Annotated in this window: 14 protein-coding genes and 2 pseudogenes; 12 read left to right on the forward strand and 4 right to left on the reverse strand. The window is 63.0% G+C overall.

Annotated elements, in window-relative coordinates; all coding sequences use genetic code 11:
- Positions 1–318: 318 nt before the first annotated feature.
- Positions 319–852, forward strand: coding sequence for an L-2-amino-thiazoline-4-carboxylic acid hydrolase (locus tag BC360_RS27445; protein WP_065797558.1), 534 nt, complete (start codon positions 319–321; stop codon positions 850–852).
- A complete protein-coding gene (locus tag BC360_RS27450; protein ID WP_065797559.1) occupies positions 849–2,108 on the forward strand; it encodes a M20 family metallo-hydrolase in 1,260 nt (419 codons plus the stop codon). Before BC360_RS27445 ends, BC360_RS27450 begins: the two co-directional genes overlap by 4 nt.
- Positions 2,109–2,232: 124 nt before the next feature.
- Here the strand turns inward: BC360_RS27450 and BC360_RS27455 are convergent, their stop codons facing one another.
- Positions 2,233–2,922: an isochorismatase family protein gene (locus tag BC360_RS27455; protein WP_065797560.1), complete on the reverse strand. Its 690-nt coding sequence runs from the start codon at positions 2,920–2,922 to the stop codon at positions 2,233–2,235.
- A gap of 91 nt (positions 2,923–3,013) precedes the next feature.
- Complete coding sequence (locus BC360_RS27460; RefSeq protein ID WP_065797561.1) at positions 3,014–3,889, reverse strand: pirin family protein; 876 nt, start codon at positions 3,887–3,889, stop codon at positions 3,014–3,016.
- A 125-nt stretch (positions 3,890–4,014) separates the two neighbouring features.
- On the opposite strand from BC360_RS27460, the gene BC360_RS27465 reads away from it, so the two are divergent.
- Positions 4,015–4,935, forward strand: a complete 921-nt coding sequence (locus tag BC360_RS27465; RefSeq protein WP_065784210.1) for a LysR family transcriptional regulator — start codon at positions 4,015–4,017, stop codon at positions 4,933–4,935.
- A gap of 30 nt (positions 4,936–4,965) precedes the next feature.
- Here BC360_RS27465 and BC360_RS27470 read toward each other — a convergent pair whose 3' ends face one another.
- Positions 4,966–6,195, reverse strand: a complete 1,230-nt coding sequence (locus tag BC360_RS27470; RefSeq protein WP_065797562.1) for an ROK family transcriptional regulator — start codon at positions 6,193–6,195, stop codon at positions 4,966–4,968.
- Positions 6,196–6,427: 232 nt separating this feature from the next.
- On the opposite strand from BC360_RS27470, the gene BC360_RS27475 reads away from it, so the two are divergent.
- The 6 genes from BC360_RS27475 to BC360_RS27500 all read left to right on the forward strand — a co-directional run bounded on the left by BC360_RS27475 (position 6,428) and on the right by BC360_RS27500 (position 12,642).
- A complete protein-coding gene (locus tag BC360_RS27475; RefSeq protein ID WP_065797563.1) occupies positions 6,428–7,666 on the forward strand; it encodes an extracellular solute-binding protein in 1,239 nt (412 codons plus the stop codon).
- Positions 7,667–7,872: 206 nt separating this feature from the next.
- Positions 7,873–8,754: a carbohydrate ABC transporter permease gene (locus BC360_RS27480; protein ID WP_065784207.1), complete on the forward strand. Its 882-nt coding sequence runs from the start codon at positions 7,873–7,875 to the stop codon at positions 8,752–8,754.
- Entirely contained in the window at positions 8,754–9,599 is an 846-nt protein-coding gene (locus BC360_RS27485; RefSeq protein WP_065797564.1) for a carbohydrate ABC transporter permease, read from the forward strand. The genes BC360_RS27480 and BC360_RS27485 overlap by 1 nt, the downstream gene beginning before the upstream one ends.
- Positions 9,596–10,621: an SIS domain-containing protein gene (locus BC360_RS27490; RefSeq protein WP_065797565.1), complete on the forward strand. Its 1,026-nt coding sequence runs from the start codon at positions 9,596–9,598 to the stop codon at positions 10,619–10,621. Before BC360_RS27485 ends, BC360_RS27490 begins: the two co-directional genes overlap by 4 nt.
- A gap of 3 nt (positions 10,622–10,624) precedes the next feature.
- Positions 10,625–11,560, forward strand: coding sequence for a PfkB family carbohydrate kinase (locus BC360_RS27495; protein ID WP_065797566.1), 936 nt, complete (start codon positions 10,625–10,627; stop codon positions 11,558–11,560).
- Complete coding sequence (locus BC360_RS27500; protein WP_065797567.1) at positions 11,557–12,642, forward strand: ABC transporter ATP-binding protein; 1,086 nt, start codon at positions 11,557–11,559, stop codon at positions 12,640–12,642. The genes BC360_RS27495 and BC360_RS27500 overlap by 4 nt, the downstream gene beginning before the upstream one ends.
- 222 nt (positions 12,643–12,864) lie before the next feature.
- On the opposite strand, the pseudogene BC360_RS31125 reads toward BC360_RS27500, so the two are convergent.
- Positions 12,865–13,077 (reverse strand): annotated as a pseudogene (locus BC360_RS31125) (amino acid ABC transporter ATP-binding protein); the annotation flags it as partial.
- A gap of 145 nt (positions 13,078–13,222) precedes the next feature.
- Between BC360_RS31125 and BC360_RS27505 the strand changes: the two are divergent.
- The 3 genes and pseudogenes from BC360_RS27505 to BC360_RS27515 form a co-directional block, all read left to right on the forward strand.
- Positions 13,223–14,281: a D-TA family PLP-dependent enzyme gene (locus BC360_RS27505; protein ID WP_065797568.1), complete on the forward strand. Its 1,059-nt coding sequence runs from the start codon at positions 13,223–13,225 to the stop codon at positions 14,279–14,281.
- 338 nt (positions 14,282–14,619) lie between these two features.
- Positions 14,620–15,657 (forward strand): sulfate ABC transporter substrate-binding protein, encoded by a 1,038-nt coding sequence (locus BC360_RS27510; protein WP_413813788.1) that lies wholly within the window; start codon positions 14,620–14,622, stop codon positions 15,655–15,657.
- Between the two features lie 137 nt (positions 15,658–15,794).
- Positions 15,795–15,970 (forward strand): annotated as a pseudogene (locus BC360_RS27515) (molybdate ABC transporter permease subunit); the annotation flags it as partial.

Consider the following 15,970-nt stretch of genomic DNA (forward strand, 5'->3'; position numbering starts at 1 on the left):
GGGCTCGCGATATGGGGTTGTTGATGCGGATCGAACCGGCCAACGCTTATTATCGATGGTTTGTTTCGAGCAGCGAACGATAACGGATCGCTTGATGTCGCTGATTTGAGCGCAACGGTTTTCGCCAGACGGGCGCAAACCGTTCGTAGAGCCCCCACGAGCCAAGAATAATTCCGCGGAAAATGCCAAGCGGCGCGAAATATTTGCGCAGCTGCCTTTGCGAATGGCACGGATCTGCAACACAGCGGCCTCGCTCGCGGTGTATCCTGTATCTCAATCGATCCAATCATCTGTTGGGCAGGGAGGCAGGGTATCTTCATGACGGAGCAGGACAAGACAGCAAGCGCGGCGACTTCGCGAGCGGCGATGGAAGGCGAGTTGGGCATTCTCGCACGACGGCGCATCGAGGCCGGGATCATCGCGCCGATCTATGAAGCAATGCGCGAAGAGATCGGCGAGGAGCGCGCCCAGGCGATCATCGACAAGGCCGTCAGCCAAGCCGCCATCGAGGCCGGCAAGGCATTTGCCGCCAAGACGCCCGGCGGCACCAATCTTCGGACGTTCCAGGAGTTGCAGGATCTCTGGACGCAGGACGATGCCCTGACGATCGAGGTGACCAAGGCGACCGACGACGAATTCCACTACAACGTCAAACGCTGTCGATACGCCGAGACTTATCGCGAGATGGGGCTCGGCCATATCGGGCATCTGCTTTCCTGCAACCGCGACGGCGTGTTCTGCACCGGCTACGATCCGCGCATCACGCTTGAGCGCACGCAAACGGTGATGCAGGGCGCATCCCATTGCGATTTCCGCTACCGCTTGAATGCGGACGCCGGAGAGCAGAAATGACCGCGGCCGGACACGCGCGCAGCACGCCGGCCACGGGCACCAACATGCCTGAGATCGACGGCGACCGGCTGTGGGCGGATATCGTTTCCACGGCGCGCTTCGGCGGCACCGACAAGGGTGGTGTCACCCGGTTGACGCTGACGGAGGAAGACCGCCAAGTCCGCGACTGGTTCGTCGCAGAATGCCGTTCGCTTGGCTGCATGATCGAAGTCGACCGGATCGGCAATATCTTCGCCACCTACCCCGGCGAAGACCCGTCGCTGTCGCCGATCGCCGTCGGCAGCCATCTCGATACCCAGCCGCAGGGCGGCAGGTTCGACGGTATCCTGGGGGTTCTCGCCGGGCTTGAACTGATCCGCACGCTGAAAGAGACCGCAACGGTGTTGCGGCACAACCTCACGGTCGTCAACTGGACGAACGAGGAAGGTTCGCGCTTCTCGCCGGCAATGATGGGTTCCGGCGTCTTCGCCGGCGCATCGCGCCTGGAAGCGATCGATGCCGTGCTGGACCAGGATGGAACGAGCGTGCAAACGGCGCTCGAAACCATCGGCTATCGCGGCGAAACTCCTGTCGGGCAAGTCGGTTTTGCCGCCTATGTCGAGCTCCACATCGAGCAGGGTCCGCTGCTGGAGGCGGCGGCAACGCAGATCGGCATCGTCACCGGCGTGCAGGGTGTACGGTGGTTCGATGTCGCAATCACGGGGACGGAAGCCCATGCGGGCAGCACACCGATGGCGCAGCGCAATGACGCGTTGGTCGCGGCCTCTCAGATCGTGCTTGCCGTGCGCGATATCGCGCACCGACATCTCCCCGGCGTCGGCACAACAGGCTTTGTCGCGGTCGGCCCCAATTCGCGCAATGTCGTGCCCGGCGCGGTGCAATTGCAGATCGATATGCGCCACCCATCGGAAGAAGGGCTTGACCTGATGCAGGCGGCCTTGGAGCAGATCGTCGGCGCGATCGATGCCAAGATCGCGCTCACTCACATCTGGTCCAAGCAACCGGTGGTCTTCGATCCCGCCATCGTCGATGCGGTGCGCGCCAGCGCCGAGGCGCTCGGCTATTCCACGACCGAGGTCGTCTCCGGTGCCGGTCACGATGCCGCGCACATCGCCGGCATCTGCCCGACGGCGATGATCTTCGTGCCTTCCAAGGACGGGTTGTCGCACAACGAGGCCGAATACTCCTCGCCGGAGGAATGCGCGCGCGGTGCCGGGGTTCTGTTGCAGACCGTGCTGCAGATCGACCTGAAATAACGGCAAGGCCGCCGGCAGGGCTCCCCTGCCGGCGACGCCGATTTGAAGACTTGCTAAAGCACGCCGCGATCTCTAGGCTCCGCTATCCACGCTGTAAACCATTGTTTTTATGCGATATACTGGTTCAGCCGCGGGTCGAATCCAGCTGCTCGTGATCTTTCTCGACCTGTTGCGCCTTCAGGTAGCTTTCGATCAGCAACTGATACTCCGGGAAGATCTTGGTGTAGATCTCGGCCCATTGCTGCGCGTCGTCACGGTGCCAGGTCCGCTGCAGTTCGGAGGCGACAGCAGCCGTGTCCATCGGCACAACGCCCGCCTGAACGACACGGGCAAGCGTGATCTCCTGCGCCATTTTCGAGTAGGTGCCCGACGCGTCGATGACGGCGAAGACCTTGTAGCCCTCATGCGCGGCGCTGATGGCCGGAAACGCCATGCAAACGCTGGTGATGGTGCCGGCGATGATCAGCGTCTTGCGGCCCGTCGCCTTGACGGCCGCCACGAAGTCCGGATTGTCCCAGGCGTTGATCTCCCCGCGACGGGCGACATACTCGGCGTGCGGTGCGTTCGCATGAATTTCCGGGATCAGCGGGCCGTTCGGTCCCTGCGGCACCGATGCCGTGGTGATGACCGGCATCTTGGTCAGCGTTGCCATGCTGGCAAGCGCTGCCGCATGGGCGCGCAGCTTCGGCATCGGCATGTCGTTGACGGTCTGGAACAGGCCGCTCTGATGGTCGATCAGAAGCATGACCGCATCATCCGGATCGATGACCGGACGGGCGCCGTTGAAGTTTGCGATTGTGTTGGGCGTGCTCATGTTTGTCTCCTGTTTGCGATTGATCTCCGCGCGCTCGGGCCGATCGTGGCCAGGTTGGGGCTCGGCGCGAAGGAAACGAGCCCCCGAGAACTCAAAGTGCCGGTGCCGAGACGGCACCGAAGCTGCCGTTCTGGAAATCGGCGAAAGCCTGGCGGATTTCGTCGGCGGTGTTCATCACGAAGGGGCCATGCATGACCACCGGCTCGTCGATCGGCTCGCCGCTGAGGACGAGCACGGTCGCATCGGAGCTGGCGTCGAGCGTAATGGCACCGCCTTCGCGGCCGATGAGCCCGAACTGGGCTTCGCCGATCAGGTCGCTGCCGTTGACGAGCACGGTGCCATGCAACACGGCCAGGCCGACCGAATGGCCCTCGGGCAGATCGAGCGCGAGCGAACCACCCTGCTTCAGGCGAAGATCCCAGAGATTGATCGGCGTAAACGTCTGCGCCGGTCCGGTGCGACCGTTGAACTCTCCGGCGATGACCCGCAGCGAGCCGGCACCCTCCGGCAGCGCCACTGTGGGAATGTCGCGGTTGAGCAGGGTCTGATATCCCGGCTTTGTGGACTTGGCGCGCGCCGGCAGGTTGACCCAGAGCTGGACCATTTCCAGCGTCCCGCCCTGTTTGGTGAATGCCTCGGAGTGATGTTCCTCGTGCAGGATGCCGCCGGCGGCCGTCATCCATTGAACGTCGCCCGGGCCGATATGGCCGCCATTGCCGGCGGAGTCGCGGTGGTCCACTTCTCCCCTGTAGACGATGGTGACCGTCTCGAAGCCACGATGCGGATGCACGCCTACACCACGCGGGCGGCTGGCCGGTGCGAACTCCGTCGGACCGGCATAGTCGAGCAGCAGGAACGGGCTTGCATGTTCGCCGACGCTGTCATGGGAAAGCAGCGAGCGGACCGGAAAGCCATCGCCGACCCAATGTGGCCGGGGGTTTCCAAAGATGCCGAGTATCTTGCGCATGTCTGTTTCTCCTTGTGCATCGCCTTGCAAGCGATGACGTTGAGAGGAACATATTCCCGCGACAAACCTGGCGGTAGACAGCCAAATGGGACTATAGTGTCCTATCAATAGGACAATAATTCACGATGCAGGACTTGAACGACCTTAAGCTTTTCGTCGATGTCGTCGAGCAGAACGGCTTCGCCGCTGCCGCGCGCAAGCTCAACATGCCGCGTTCGCGGCTGAGCCGTCGCATCGGCATGCTGGAAGAGCGGCTCGGTGTCCGCCTTGTCCAGCGTTCGACGCGCCACTTTGTCGTGACAGAGATCGGCAGGGAGTATTACCGCCATTGCGTGGCAATGCTGGTTGAGGCGGAAGCAGCGCAGGAAGTGATCGACCGCACGCGCTCCGAGCCGCAGGGCATCGTGCATGTCAGCTGTCCCTCCTCGGTCCTCTATTTCCAGGTCGGGGAGATGATTGCCCGCTTCATGGCCGGCTGCCCGAAGGTCGAGGTGGTGCTCGAAAGCACCAACAGACAGGTAGACGTGCTGCGCGAAGGCATAGACGTGGCCATTCGCGTCCGTTTCCCTCCGCTTGAGGAGAGCGATCTCGTGGTCAAGAGGCTGGCCGAAAGCGCACAACGTCTGGTCGCCAGCCCCCGACTGCTCGGTCATGACACACGGCCGCTGACGCCGGCCGATCTCACGGCCCTTCCGAGCCTTGCATGGAATTCGAACAGGCAGGAGCATGAATGGTGCCTGGACGGGCCGAACGGCGCCAATGCCATCGTGCGCCATAGTCCGCGGCTCGTTACCGAAGACATGGTGGCCCTGCGCCTTGCCGCCCTGAAAGGCGTCGGCGTCACGCAACTGCCTGCAATGGTCGTGCGGCAGGACCTGAAGGATGGAACACTGGTCGACGTGCTGCCCGACTGGGCGCCCCGGGCCGGAATCATTCACGCCGCTTTTCCATCCCGGCGCGGACTGCTTCCCTCGGTGAGGGCATTGCTCGACTTCCTCGCGGCCGAATATGCCGAACTTGCTCGCCTAGACGAACCGGGGACGTGATTGTGCCCGCACACGGCGCTGACGGCACCGTCAGGAAAGGTCGGCTGTACGGATCTTCAGGATCGCGGAAAAGCGCGGGTCGAAAGTGCGGCTGATCGGCTCGGCGGCAGCGCCGATCGCGACCGCCCAGGGATCGGTAAAGCCGATCTGCAGGCGCGGCAGGCTGCGATCGCGGCGATCGGCGAGGGAAGGCAGCAGCGGCTGCATCGCATTCGTGATCAACTGCGCCAAGCCAGGCGGAAGTCCGCCGCAAAGGATCACCGTCTGCGGGTCGAAGATGGTTTCGAGCGCCTGGACGGCCGCACGCAACTCGTAAACCGCCGCATCCAGCCAACCGGCCAACCGGGCATGCTCGCCGGCCACCGCCGCATCGATGCGGGCATAGAGCTTCGGGTCGGCCGGATCGAGTTCGAGCAACTTGCACAATGAAGCGATCGACGCGCGGTGTTCGAGCGGCGTGCGCTCATGCTCGGCAACACCGCGCGGCCGGCTGAGGATCATGCCGATCTCGCCGGCATTGCCGTTGGCGCCGCGATAAAGCTCGCCGTTGAGGATCAGCCCGGCGCCGAGGCCGTAGCCGAGATAGATGCAGATCGCGTGATCGACGCCATGCGCGGCGCCGACCAAACGCTCGGCCGTGGCTGCGGCCGCGGAATCGTTCTGCAGACCAACGTCGAGGCCGGTGCCGGCGGCAAGCGTTTCGAGCAGCGGAAAATTCTGCCAGGCCGCCATCATCCAGGGGTCGTCGTCCTCGGCTTCGATGCCGAAGGGACCGGGCATCGCCGCACCGAGGCCAACAAGGCGATCCTCCGATTGCGGCGCGATCGACGCAAGGTCGCGTCGGGTCTTTTCGATCAGGTCGAGAATGGTCTCGACGCCGGTCGCCGGTCCGCCGGCAGGAAGGTTGGCCTCCCCACGCGCAAGGACCGTGCCCACCAGATCGACTGCGATGGTGCGGGTGACGTGACGATCGATCTGCAGGCCGATGGCAAAGGCACCTTCGGCAACCAGGCGATAGGGCGTCGACGGCTGTCCCCGGCCGTTGCGAACGGCTGCCAGCGACTGGACGAGCCCGTCGCGCTCCAGCTCGTCGATGATGTTTGAAACCGTCTGCTTCGTCAGCGCCGTGGCGCGGGCAAGGTCGGCGCGGGACAGTTGCCCGTTCAACCGCAGCGCATCGATCATGACGCGACGGTTGTGGGCGCTCGCCCCTTCCTGATTGGTGCCGCTCTTGGCCCGGATCGGCCGTAAATCATTCATCTCCAAAACCCCACTTGACACTGTTAGAATATTGAACAAGAAATAAGTCAAGACAATTGACTTAATTGGGAGCCGCAACGAGCTCCGGGGGAACGACGGTGGCGGCCGCAGGCCGTTACGAGCGCTCCGATAGATATGTCGACGGCCGTCCGCAAGCGGGCGGATTTCTCATATTCGGCCCACCGGGGAGGTGTGCCGGGAAAACTGAACCACTCAGTTATTGGAGGCAGGAATGTTGAAATCCATTAAGACCACGTTGCTCAGCGCGACCTTGCTCGGCTTGTCCTTTGCCGGCCACGCCTATGCCGAAACCACGCTCAGTGCGCTGTTCATGGCGCAGGCGGCCTATAGCGAGGCCGATGTCCGCGCCATGACCGAGGCCTTCACCAAGGCCAACCCGGACGTGAAGGTCAATCTCGAATTCGTTCCCTATGAAGGCCTGCACGACAAGACCGTGCTGGCGCAGGGCTCCGGCGGCGGCTACGACGTCGTGCTCTTCGACGTGATCTGGCCGGCGGAATACGCCGCCAACAAGGTGCTGGTCGACGTCTCTGACCGCATCACCGACGAAATGAAATCAGGCATTCTGCCGGGCGCCTGGACGACGGTCGAATATGACGCCAAGCGCTACGGCATGCCGTGGATCCTCGACACCAAATACCTGTTCTATAACAAGGAAATCCTTGAGAAAGCCGGCATCAAGGCGCCGCCGAAGACCTGGGACGAATTGGCCGAACAGGCAAAGGTCATCAAGGACAAGGGGCTGGTCGCAGCGCCGATCGCCTGGAGCTGGTCGCAAGCCGAAGCCGCGATCTGCGACTACACAACGCTTGTCAGCGCCTATGGCGGCAAGTTCATCGACGGCGGCAAGCCGGCGTTTACCTCGGGCGGCGGTCTCGACGCGCTCAACTACATGGTGACGAGCTATTCGTCCGGCCTGACCAATCCGAACTCGAAGGAATTCCTTGAGGAAGACGTTCGCAAGGTCTTCCAGAACGGTGAAGCCGCCTTCGCGCTCAACTGGACCTACATGTACAACCTCGCCAACGACCCGAAGGAAAGCAAGGTCGCCGGCAAGGTCGGCGTCGTGCCGGCACCGGGTGTCGCAGGCAAGAGCGAGGTTTCGGCCGTCAACGGCTCGATGGGTCTCGGCGTTACCTCGACCAGCAAGCACCCGGACGAGGCGTGGAAGTATATCGTCCACATGACCTCGCAGCAGACGCAGAACGCCTATGCCAAGCTGAGCCTGCCGATCTGGGCCTCTTCCTATGAAGATGCCACCGTCACCAAGGGCCAGGAAGAGCTGATTGCCGCTGCCAAGCTCGGTCTTGCAGCCATGTATCCGCGCCCGACGACGCCGAAATACCAGGAGCTTTCGACAGCCCTGCAGCAGGCGATCCAGGAAGCGTTGCTTGGCCAAGCATCCGCCGAGGATGCGCTCAAGACCGCCGCAGAAAACAGCGGACTCTGATCGCTTCGGCTTCGACCTCCCGGGTGGCACTGCCGCCCGGGACTTGCCGGAACGGTTTCGCCGGCAATAGCATGATGGCCTACGGCATAATTCCTTAAATCGGAATCGATTTAAGGAGAAAATTATGCGGCAGGTTTAAAGCGCTACAGCGCCGCGCGTCATATCTGACGCGCGGCGCTGTAGATGGCCCAAAAGGTTCCCATCCCATGTCCGGTACCTGGATAACAACGCGCGCGTGGCTTTTGATGCTGCCGCTGCTCGTAGTCATGATCGCTGTCATCGGCTGGCCGCTGGTCGACACCGTCAGGCTTTCGTTCACCGACGCAAAACTCGTCGGCACCGAAGGCAGTTTCGTCGGCCTCGACAACTATGCCAAGGTTCTCGGCGGTTCGAATTTCCAGCGGGCATTGGTCACCACCACCTGGTTCGCGGTTGTCTCCGTGACCGCCGAAATGGTGATCGGCGTGCTGGCGGCGCTGCTGCTCAACCAGCAGTTCCGCGGTCGCACGGCGCTGCGCGCATTGATGATCCTGCCCTGGGCCTTGCCGACGGTCGTCAACGCCACGCTGTGGCGGCTGATCTACAATCCGGAATATGGCGCGCTCAACGCGGCCCTGACGCAGATCGGGCTGATCGACAGCTATCGCTCCTGGCTCGGCGAACCCGGTTCAGCATTGACGGCTCTGATCGTTGCCGACTGTTGGAAGAACTTTCCGCTCGTTGCCCTGATCGCGCTTGCGGCACTCCAGGCCGTGCCACGCGACATCACGGCCGCCTCGCTCGTCGACGGCGCCGGCCCGTTCAATCGCTTCCGCTACGTCATCATGCCCTATCTCGCGGGCCCACTGCTCGTGGCGCTGGTGCTGCGGACGATCGAAGCCTTCAAGGTTTTCGACATCATCTGGGTGATGACCCGCGGCGGTCCGGCCAACAGCACGCGCACTCTGTCGATCCTCGTCTATCAGGAAGCCTTTTCCTTTCAGCGGGCAGGATCCGGCGCCTCGCTGGCGCTGATCGTCACCTTGCTCGTCACGATCCTGGCGGTTGCCTATGCGGCTTTGGTCCGCAAAGCTGCAGGAGCCACCTGATGGAACGCCAGAGCCCGCTCTTCACCGCCTTCGTCTACGCCGGCGCCCTGTTGCTGGCGGCCGTCATCCTGGCACCCGTCCTGTGGCTCTTCATCATGAGCATCTCGTCTGCGGCCGACCTTTCGGCAAAGCCGCTCAGCTGGTGGCCCGATGAGATCGACCTTTCACGCTACGGGCTGCTGCTGAGCACACTCGAAAACACCGCCGGCGCCGCCTTCGTCGCTTCGCTCTTCAACAGCCTGAAGGTCGCAGGCATGGCGACGGTTGCGGCCATCGCAGTCGCCATCCCCTCGGCCTGGGCTGTGTCGCGCACGCCCTCAGTCTCGTGGTCGCTCTATGCGGTGATCGCGACCTACATGCTGCCGCCGGTGGCGCTGGCCGTGCCGCTCTATATGGGGCTTGCCTATCTCGGCCTGTTGAATTCGGTCTTCGGCCTGGGGCTCGTCTATCTCACCATCCTTGCGCCCTTCACCACCTGGCTGTTGAAATCCGGCTTCGATTCCATTCCGAAGGAGATCGAGAGCGCTGCCATGATCGACGGCGCCAGGCTCGATCAGATCCTCAGGCTGATCACCTTGCCGCTCGCCGCCCCCGTCATGGCGACATCGGCGCTCTTTGCCTTCCTGCTTGCCTGGGACGAATTCTTCTATGCGCTGCTGTTCACCTCGGACCTGCGCGCGAAAACCCTGACGGTCGCCATCGCCGATCTCGCCGGCGGCCGCGTTTCCGATTACGGACTGATCGCAACCGCCGGAGTGCTGGCCGCCCTGCCCCCGGTGCTGATCGGTCTTATCATGCAGAAAGCCCTGATTTCCGGGCTCACCAGCGGCGGCGTCAAGGGATGACCATGACCGATGCCAGAAACCGCCCGGCCGGGCTCATTGCAATCGACCACGAAATGGCCCGCCAGGCTTCAGACGCCGTCGCCTCGTTCCACGCCGCACAGGCGCTCACAGGCAGGATCGCCGCGTCGCTCAAAGCGACCGGAAGGCCGCTGCTGCTGGGGATGGGTGGCTCGCATGCGGTCGGCCGCGCCGTCGAACCGCTCTACCGTGCCCACGGCATCGATGCGATCGCACTGCCGCTGTCCGAACAGCTTGGGCAACCGCTGGCAATCGAAGGCAAGACGATCCTCGTCACGTCCCAGTCCGGAGAAAGCGCCGAGGTTCTGCGCTGGTTCGCCGAGACGAATGGTGCGACCGGCGATACCTTCGGTCTGACCCTCGAAGGCGACTCCTTTTTGGCCCGGAACGCCCCATCTCTGGTCGGCGTCGGCGGCACGGAGAAGGCCTTTGCCGCGACGCGCAGCCTGACGATCAGCTTTGCTTTGCATCTCGCGATCCTTGCCGCCCTTGGCGACGATCCGTCGCCGTCGCTGCTGGCGATTGAAAACCGCCAGGCGCCTGACCTGGCGGCAGCACTGGCGACGCTCGCAGGTGTTCGCGCTGTCGTCACCTCGGGGCGCCAGCTGCAAGGATTGGCCGAAGCGATCGGGCTCGGGCTGACCGAGCTGTCCCGCATCCCCTGCTTCTCGCTCGAAGGCGGGCAGCTTCGGCATGGGCCGATGGAAATGCTCGGGCCATCGGTCGGTGTCGTTTTGTTTCGCGCCGCCGACGCGACCGCCGGTCTCGTCAGCGCCATGGCGGTTTCCGCAGCCGAAGCCGGCTCGCCGGTCGTCCTCTTCGATGCCTCCGGCGAGGCACCGATCCCTGGCGTTACCACCCTCTCCTTCGAACAGGCCGCCGGCATGGCGGCGATCTTTGCGATGCTGCCGGTGGCGCAATTGTTCATGATCGCCTTTGCCGAGGCGCGTGTCGCCGATGCCGGAACGCCGGTCAGGTCGACCAAGATTACCCGGAGCGAATGAAGCATGCGTCCTCTTGTCGTCATCGGCAACGTCAACGTCGATCTCATCCTCGGTCCGGCTGCTCCCTGGCCGAAGGCCGGTACCGAGATCATCGTCGATCATGACGAGCTGCGTGTCGGCGGCTGTGCCGGCAACAGCGCGCTTGCCTGGGATTCGCTCGGGGTCGACTATGCGATTGCCGCCAACATCGGCAACGACCAGTTCGGCACCTGGCTGAAGGACGCCTTTGGCGAACGGGCAAGTGCCTGGCCGGTGGAAAGCGTCGGCACGACACTGTCGGTCGGCATTACCCACCCGGACGGCGAGCGCACCTTCTTCACCACCCGCGGGCACCTGCCGCTCTTCAGTTTCGACGAGGTCCGCGCAATGCTCGACGGCGAGCGCCTGCGTGGCGGCCTGGCGCTGCTTGCCGGTTCGTTCCTGACCGATGCGCTGACGGCGGCCTATGACGATTTCTTCGATTGGGCCGAGGCACGGGATATCGCCGTGGCACTCGACACCGGCTGGCCGCTCGACGGCTGGACGGATGCCAACTGTGCCGCGACCATCGGCTGGTTGAAGCGCTGTCGCCTCGCGCTCTTCAACGAGGTCGAGACGACGACGCTGACCGGGCTTGCCGATGCCGCAGAAGCGGCGCGCGCGCTCAAGACGCACATGCCTGAAGATGCGATCGTCGTCGTCAAGCGCGGGCCGAATGGCGCCCTGGCGCTCGGCCCGACCGGAGACATCGTCTCCGTCGCCGCGCCCCTGGTCAAAGTGATCGACACGATCGGCGCGGGCGACGTGTTCAACGCCGGCTTCCTCGCCGCCCTTGCCGCCGGGATGCCGCTGGAAGAGTGCCTGCGCACCGGCGTCACCATCGCCTCACAGGCGATCTCGACGCTGCCGCGCAGCTACGGAAAACCCTTGTCCGCCTTTCTTCAGGAGACGATCGCATGAGCGCGCTTGAGATCCGCAACGTTCACAAGCACTACGGCGAAGTCGAAACGCTGAAGGGCATCGATATCGCGCTGGAAAGCGGTGAATTCCTCGTTCTGCTCGGCTCGTCGGGCTGCGGCAAGTCGACCCTGCTCAACATCATTGCCGGCCTTGCCGAGCCCAGCGGCGGCGACATTCGCATCGGCACCCGCTCGATTGTCGGCGTGCACCCCAAGGATCGCGACATCGCCATGGTGTTCCAGTCCTACGCGCTCTATCCGAACATGAGCGTCGCCCGCAACATCGGCTTCGGCCTGGAAATGCGTAAAGTTCCAGCGCCCGAGCGGGAAAAGGCGGTCAACGAAACGGCAAGGCTGCTGCAGATCGAAAACCTGCTCGAGCGCAAGCCGAGCCAGCTCTCCGGCGGCCAGCGCCAGCGCGTCGCCATCGGCCGCGCTCTTGTGCGCAACCCGCAGGTTTTCCTTTTCGACGAACCGCTGTCGAACCTCGACGCCAAGCTGCGCATGGAGATGCGCACGGAGCTGAAGCGGCTGCACCAATTGCTGAAGACGACCGTGGTCTATGTCACCCACGACCAGATCGAAGCGATGACGCTTGCAACGCGCATCGCCGTCATGCGCAACGGCCGCATCGAACAGCTCGGCACCCCGGAAGAGATCTACGATCGCCCGGCAACGCTCTATGTCGCCGGCTTCGTCGGCTCGCCGCCGATGAACATTTTCGAGGCAGGTGTATCAGACAGCGGTTTGCGCGTGGAAGGCGGCGACGCTCCGATCGCCCTGCCGACGCGTTTTCACGGCAAGGTGTCGAATGGCCAACGTGTCAAGGTCGGCATCCGCCCGGAGGCGCTGCGGCTGGCAACGGACGAGGCGAATGCGCTGCGACTGACGGCGCGCGTCGAGGTGGTCGAATTGACCGGCCCCGAACTGGTGACGACGGCGCGCATCGGCGCCCAGCGCATCACCGCCTGCCTGCCGCCGCGCACGCAGCTTTCGATCGATGCAGAGCGGACATTCGCTTTCGACGAGGGCGCATTGCATCTGTTCGACCCGGAAACCGGGCGATCGCTGCTTCTAGGCTAATGCGGGGCAAGGTTCAGTCGGTCTCGCTGCGTGTCCAGAGTCTAGATCATTTCATTGTTTCATTGAAACAGCGAAATGACCTAACTCTTTGAAACTACGCAATTCCGGGCGGAAAACCGTTTCACACTTTTCCTGGAATTGCTCTAGAACGGCCGCAAGACCGGCGAAGGCGCGTTTCCGCGTCGCATCCCATGGCCGAGCCTTGCGACCGGTGGCCGGGTCTCAATTGAACGACGACGTTTTCAGGAACTCGGCCAGGCGCTCGGTCTGCGACTTCAGGAACATTTCCCTCGGATTGCCCTCTTCACCGATGCATCCCTGGTTCATGAAGATCACGCGCGAAGAAACCTCATAGGCCAACCGCATCGCGTGGGTCACGAGCAACATGCTCATCCCGTCCTCCGCGAGCCCCTTGATTACCTGCATTCTCCCATTTGGGGAGTGTGATTACTGCTCCAATATAACGGACTATAGTCCTGAACAACGGATTGACGTCTCAAAAGCCGATGGTCATAACTTGTCAAGCGCGGATGATGTAGCTTCGTCGTGTGCCGCGCCTGATAAAAGGAATTGATGAGCGATGCCCCTGCCGATCGAAACACCCGCCGTCCTGGTGGATATCGAGATTGCCAAACGCAACATCCGCACGTTCCAGGGCTACGCGGACGCGCATGGCATCCGCGTGCGGCCGCATATCAAGACCCACAAGCTACCGCAGATGGCTGAGCTGCAACTGGAGGCAGGCGCCGTCGGCATCACCTGCCAGAAGGTGACCGAAGCCGAAGCCATGGTTGACGGCAGCGAGCGGATCAACGACGTGCTGATCACCTACAACATCCTCGGCACGCCAAAGCTTAACCGGCTCGAACGCCTCAACCGGCGCATCGCGCTGGCCGTCGTCGCCGACAATGAGACGGTCATCGACGGGCTTTCCGGCCATTTCGCCGACAAGGTGAAGCCGCTGCGCGTGTTCGTCGAATGCAATACCGGCGCGGACCGCTGCGGCGTCGGCACGCCCGCGGATGCCGCGCGTCTGGCAAAGCGGATCAACGATGCCAAGGGCATCGAATTTGCGGGGCTGATGACCTATCCGCCGATCGCAGGTGAGGCGAAGGTCCAGGCTTTCATGAGCGAAGCCAAGCACCTGATCGAGGCGGATGGCATCGCCGTGCCTGCGATCACCTCCGGCGGCACGCCCAGCATGATGCATGCGGCCGGCGCGCCGGTTGCGACCGAATATCGGCCCGGCACCTACATCTACAACGATCGCTCCCTCGTTTCGCGCGGCGTCGCAACCTGGGACGACTGTGCCCTCACCGTGCTCGCCACCGTCGTCTCTGTGCCGTCGGAACACCGCGCGATCATCGATGCCGGCAGCAAGGTCCTGACCGCCGACCTTCTGGGTCTGACAGGTTATGGTCATGTGCTCGGCCGCGACGACATCCGCATCGACCAGCTCTCGGAGGAACATGGCCGGCTGGTGAGCGACGGACCGATCGGCCTGACTGTTGGCGAGCAGTTGCGGATCATTCCCAACCACGCCTGCGTCGTCACCAACATGGTCGACGCCGTGCATATCGTCGAAGGCGACGAGCCCAAGACCATTTGGCCGATCGTCGCGCGCGGCCACGTCCTCTAGTCAGCTTGCCTTAGCTGACGCAATCGCCGTCTGGCCGACCTTTCCAACGCTGGCCGTCCGCCTGACGGGGCAGATTCCCGTGGATCGCATTGTCGAAGCCGCGGCCAAGCGGCAGCCCCGGAGAATCACCGAGCGGAATTTTGGGGCGCGGCTGACAAGACGCCATGCTATTCTCCCGCCCGTTCGCCGAGCAGCGAAGATCGGCGGGCAAACCGGCATTGGGCAAACCGTTCCCGAAAAAGGCACAATAACGATAGGACTTTTCCCGATAGCCACTTCCGGCATCATCAGTTTGCGTTGTGACAGTCGATTAAATTGATAGTTTTATCTGGTAACCGATGGAGGTCGAGATGGGCTTTGGACGAATTACCGGAATTGTGGGACTGGCAATTGTCGTCGGAGGCCTGCAGCTTGGCGCTGCAAGTGTGGCTTTTGCCGACACGACGATCCTGAACGTGTCCTATGACCCGACACGTGAACTTTACAAGGACTTCAACACAGCCTTCGCTGAAAAGTGGAAGGCGGACACCGGCGAAACCGTGACGATCCAGACATCGCATGGCGGCTCGGGCAAACAGGCCCGCTCGGTGATCGACGGCCTGCAGGCAGACGTCGTCACCCTGGCACTCGAGGCGGATATCGACGCGATCGCCAAGGAAACCGGCAAGATCCCGGCGGACTGGAAGACCAGGTTCGAAAACAACAGCGCACCCTATACGTCGACGATCGTCTTCCTGGTGCGCAAGGGCAACCCGAAAGGCATCAAGGACTGGGGCGATCTCGTCAAGGACGACGTTCAGGTGATCACGCCGAACCCGAAGACGTCGGGCGGCGCGCGCTGGAACTTCCTCGCAGCCTGGGCCTACGCACGCGCTGCCAACGGCGGCGACGATGGCAAGGCACAGGAATTCGTGACGGAGCTGTTCAAGCACGTGCCGGTGCTCGATACCGGTGCGCGTGGCTCGACCACCACCTTTGTGCAGCGTGGCCTTGGCGACGTGTTGCTGGCCTGGGAAAACGAAGCCTATCTTTCGCTTGAAGAACTCGGGCCCGATAATTTCGACATCGTCACGCCGACGATCTCGATCAAGGCCGAGCCGCCGGTCGCGCTTGTCGACGGCAATGTCGATGCCAAGGGCACGCGCAAGGTCGCCGAGGCCTATCTCGGTTACCTCTACAGTGATGCCGGCCAGAAGATCGCGGCGAAGCACTATTATCGCCCGTTCAAGCCGGAGGTCGCCGATCCCAAGGATGTCGCCCGCTTCGGTGACGTCAAGCTCGTGACGATCGACGACTTTGGCGGCTGGAAGGAAGCGCAGCCAAAGTTCTTCGGCGAAGGTGGCCTGTTCGATCAGATCTACAAGCCGGGCCAATAACCGCGCCTTGCTTGCGACAGGATGCAATCGGCCGGGCCATCCGATCCGGCCGATTGCTTTGACAAGCCTGCAGGGGAATTGCGGGCATCAGGGGACCGCTTCGGTTTGACCGGGCGCATGGAAGAGGTGAGCTGGATTTGAGTGCGCATGGCCACAACAGGCGCTGGCGGTTTCGCCAGCCGAGTGTGCTTCCCGGGTTCGGTCTGGCGCTCGGCGTCACGCTGTCCTGGCTGGTGCTGATCATCCTCATCCCGCTGTCGGGCCTGCTCTGGCGCTCGAGCAGCCTCGGCTGGTCGCAGTTCATGACGCTGGC

Origin of the sequence: Ensifer sp. LC163, assembly GCF_001695855.1 — a bacterium.
Lineage (GTDB): Bacteria > Pseudomonadota > Alphaproteobacteria > Rhizobiales > Rhizobiaceae > Ensifer.

Excerpts from the sequence above, each read along its gene's own strand:
- BC360_RS27470 (WP_065797562.1), bottom strand. The coding sequence starts at position 6,195 with ATGAATGATTTACGGCCGATCCGGGCCAAGAGCGGCACCAATCAGGAA.
- BC360_RS27480 (WP_065784207.1), top strand. The coding sequence starts at position 7,873 with ATGTCCGGTACCTGGATAACAACGCGCGCGTGGCTTTTGATGCTGCCG.
- BC360_RS27460 (WP_065797561.1), bottom strand. The coding sequence starts at position 3,889 with ATGCGCAAGATACTCGGCATCTTTGGAAACCCCCGGCCACATTGGGTC.
- BC360_RS27490 (WP_065797565.1), top strand. The coding sequence starts at position 9,596 with ATGACCATGACCGATGCCAGAAACCGCCCGGCCGGGCTCATTGCAATC.
- BC360_RS27485 (WP_065797564.1), top strand. The coding sequence starts at position 8,754 with ATGGAACGCCAGAGCCCGCTCTTCACCGCCTTCGTCTACGCCGGCGCC.
- BC360_RS27500 (WP_065797567.1), top strand. The coding sequence starts at position 11,557 with ATGAGCGCGCTTGAGATCCGCAACGTTCACAAGCACTACGGCGAAGTC.
- BC360_RS27510 (WP_413813788.1), top strand. The coding sequence starts at position 14,620 with ATGGAGGTCGAGATGGGCTTTGGACGAATTACCGGAATTGTGGGACTG.
- BC360_RS27495 (WP_065797566.1), top strand. The coding sequence starts at position 10,625 with ATGCGTCCTCTTGTCGTCATCGGCAACGTCAACGTCGATCTCATCCTC.
- BC360_RS27455 (WP_065797560.1), bottom strand. The coding sequence starts at position 2,922 with ATGAGCACGCCCAACACAATCGCAAACTTCAACGGCGCCCGTCCGGTC.
- BC360_RS27450 (WP_065797559.1), top strand. The coding sequence starts at position 849 with ATGACCGCGGCCGGACACGCGCGCAGCACGCCGGCCACGGGCACCAAC.
- BC360_RS27475 (WP_065797563.1), top strand. The coding sequence starts at position 6,428 with ATGTTGAAATCCATTAAGACCACGTTGCTCAGCGCGACCTTGCTCGGC.
- BC360_RS27505 (WP_065797568.1), top strand. The coding sequence starts at position 13,223 with ATGCCCCTGCCGATCGAAACACCCGCCGTCCTGGTGGATATCGAGATT.
- BC360_RS27445 (WP_065797558.1), top strand. The coding sequence starts at position 319 with ATGACGGAGCAGGACAAGACAGCAAGCGCGGCGACTTCGCGAGCGGCG.
- BC360_RS27465 (WP_065784210.1), top strand. The coding sequence starts at position 4,015 with ATGCAGGACTTGAACGACCTTAAGCTTTTCGTCGATGTCGTCGAGCAG.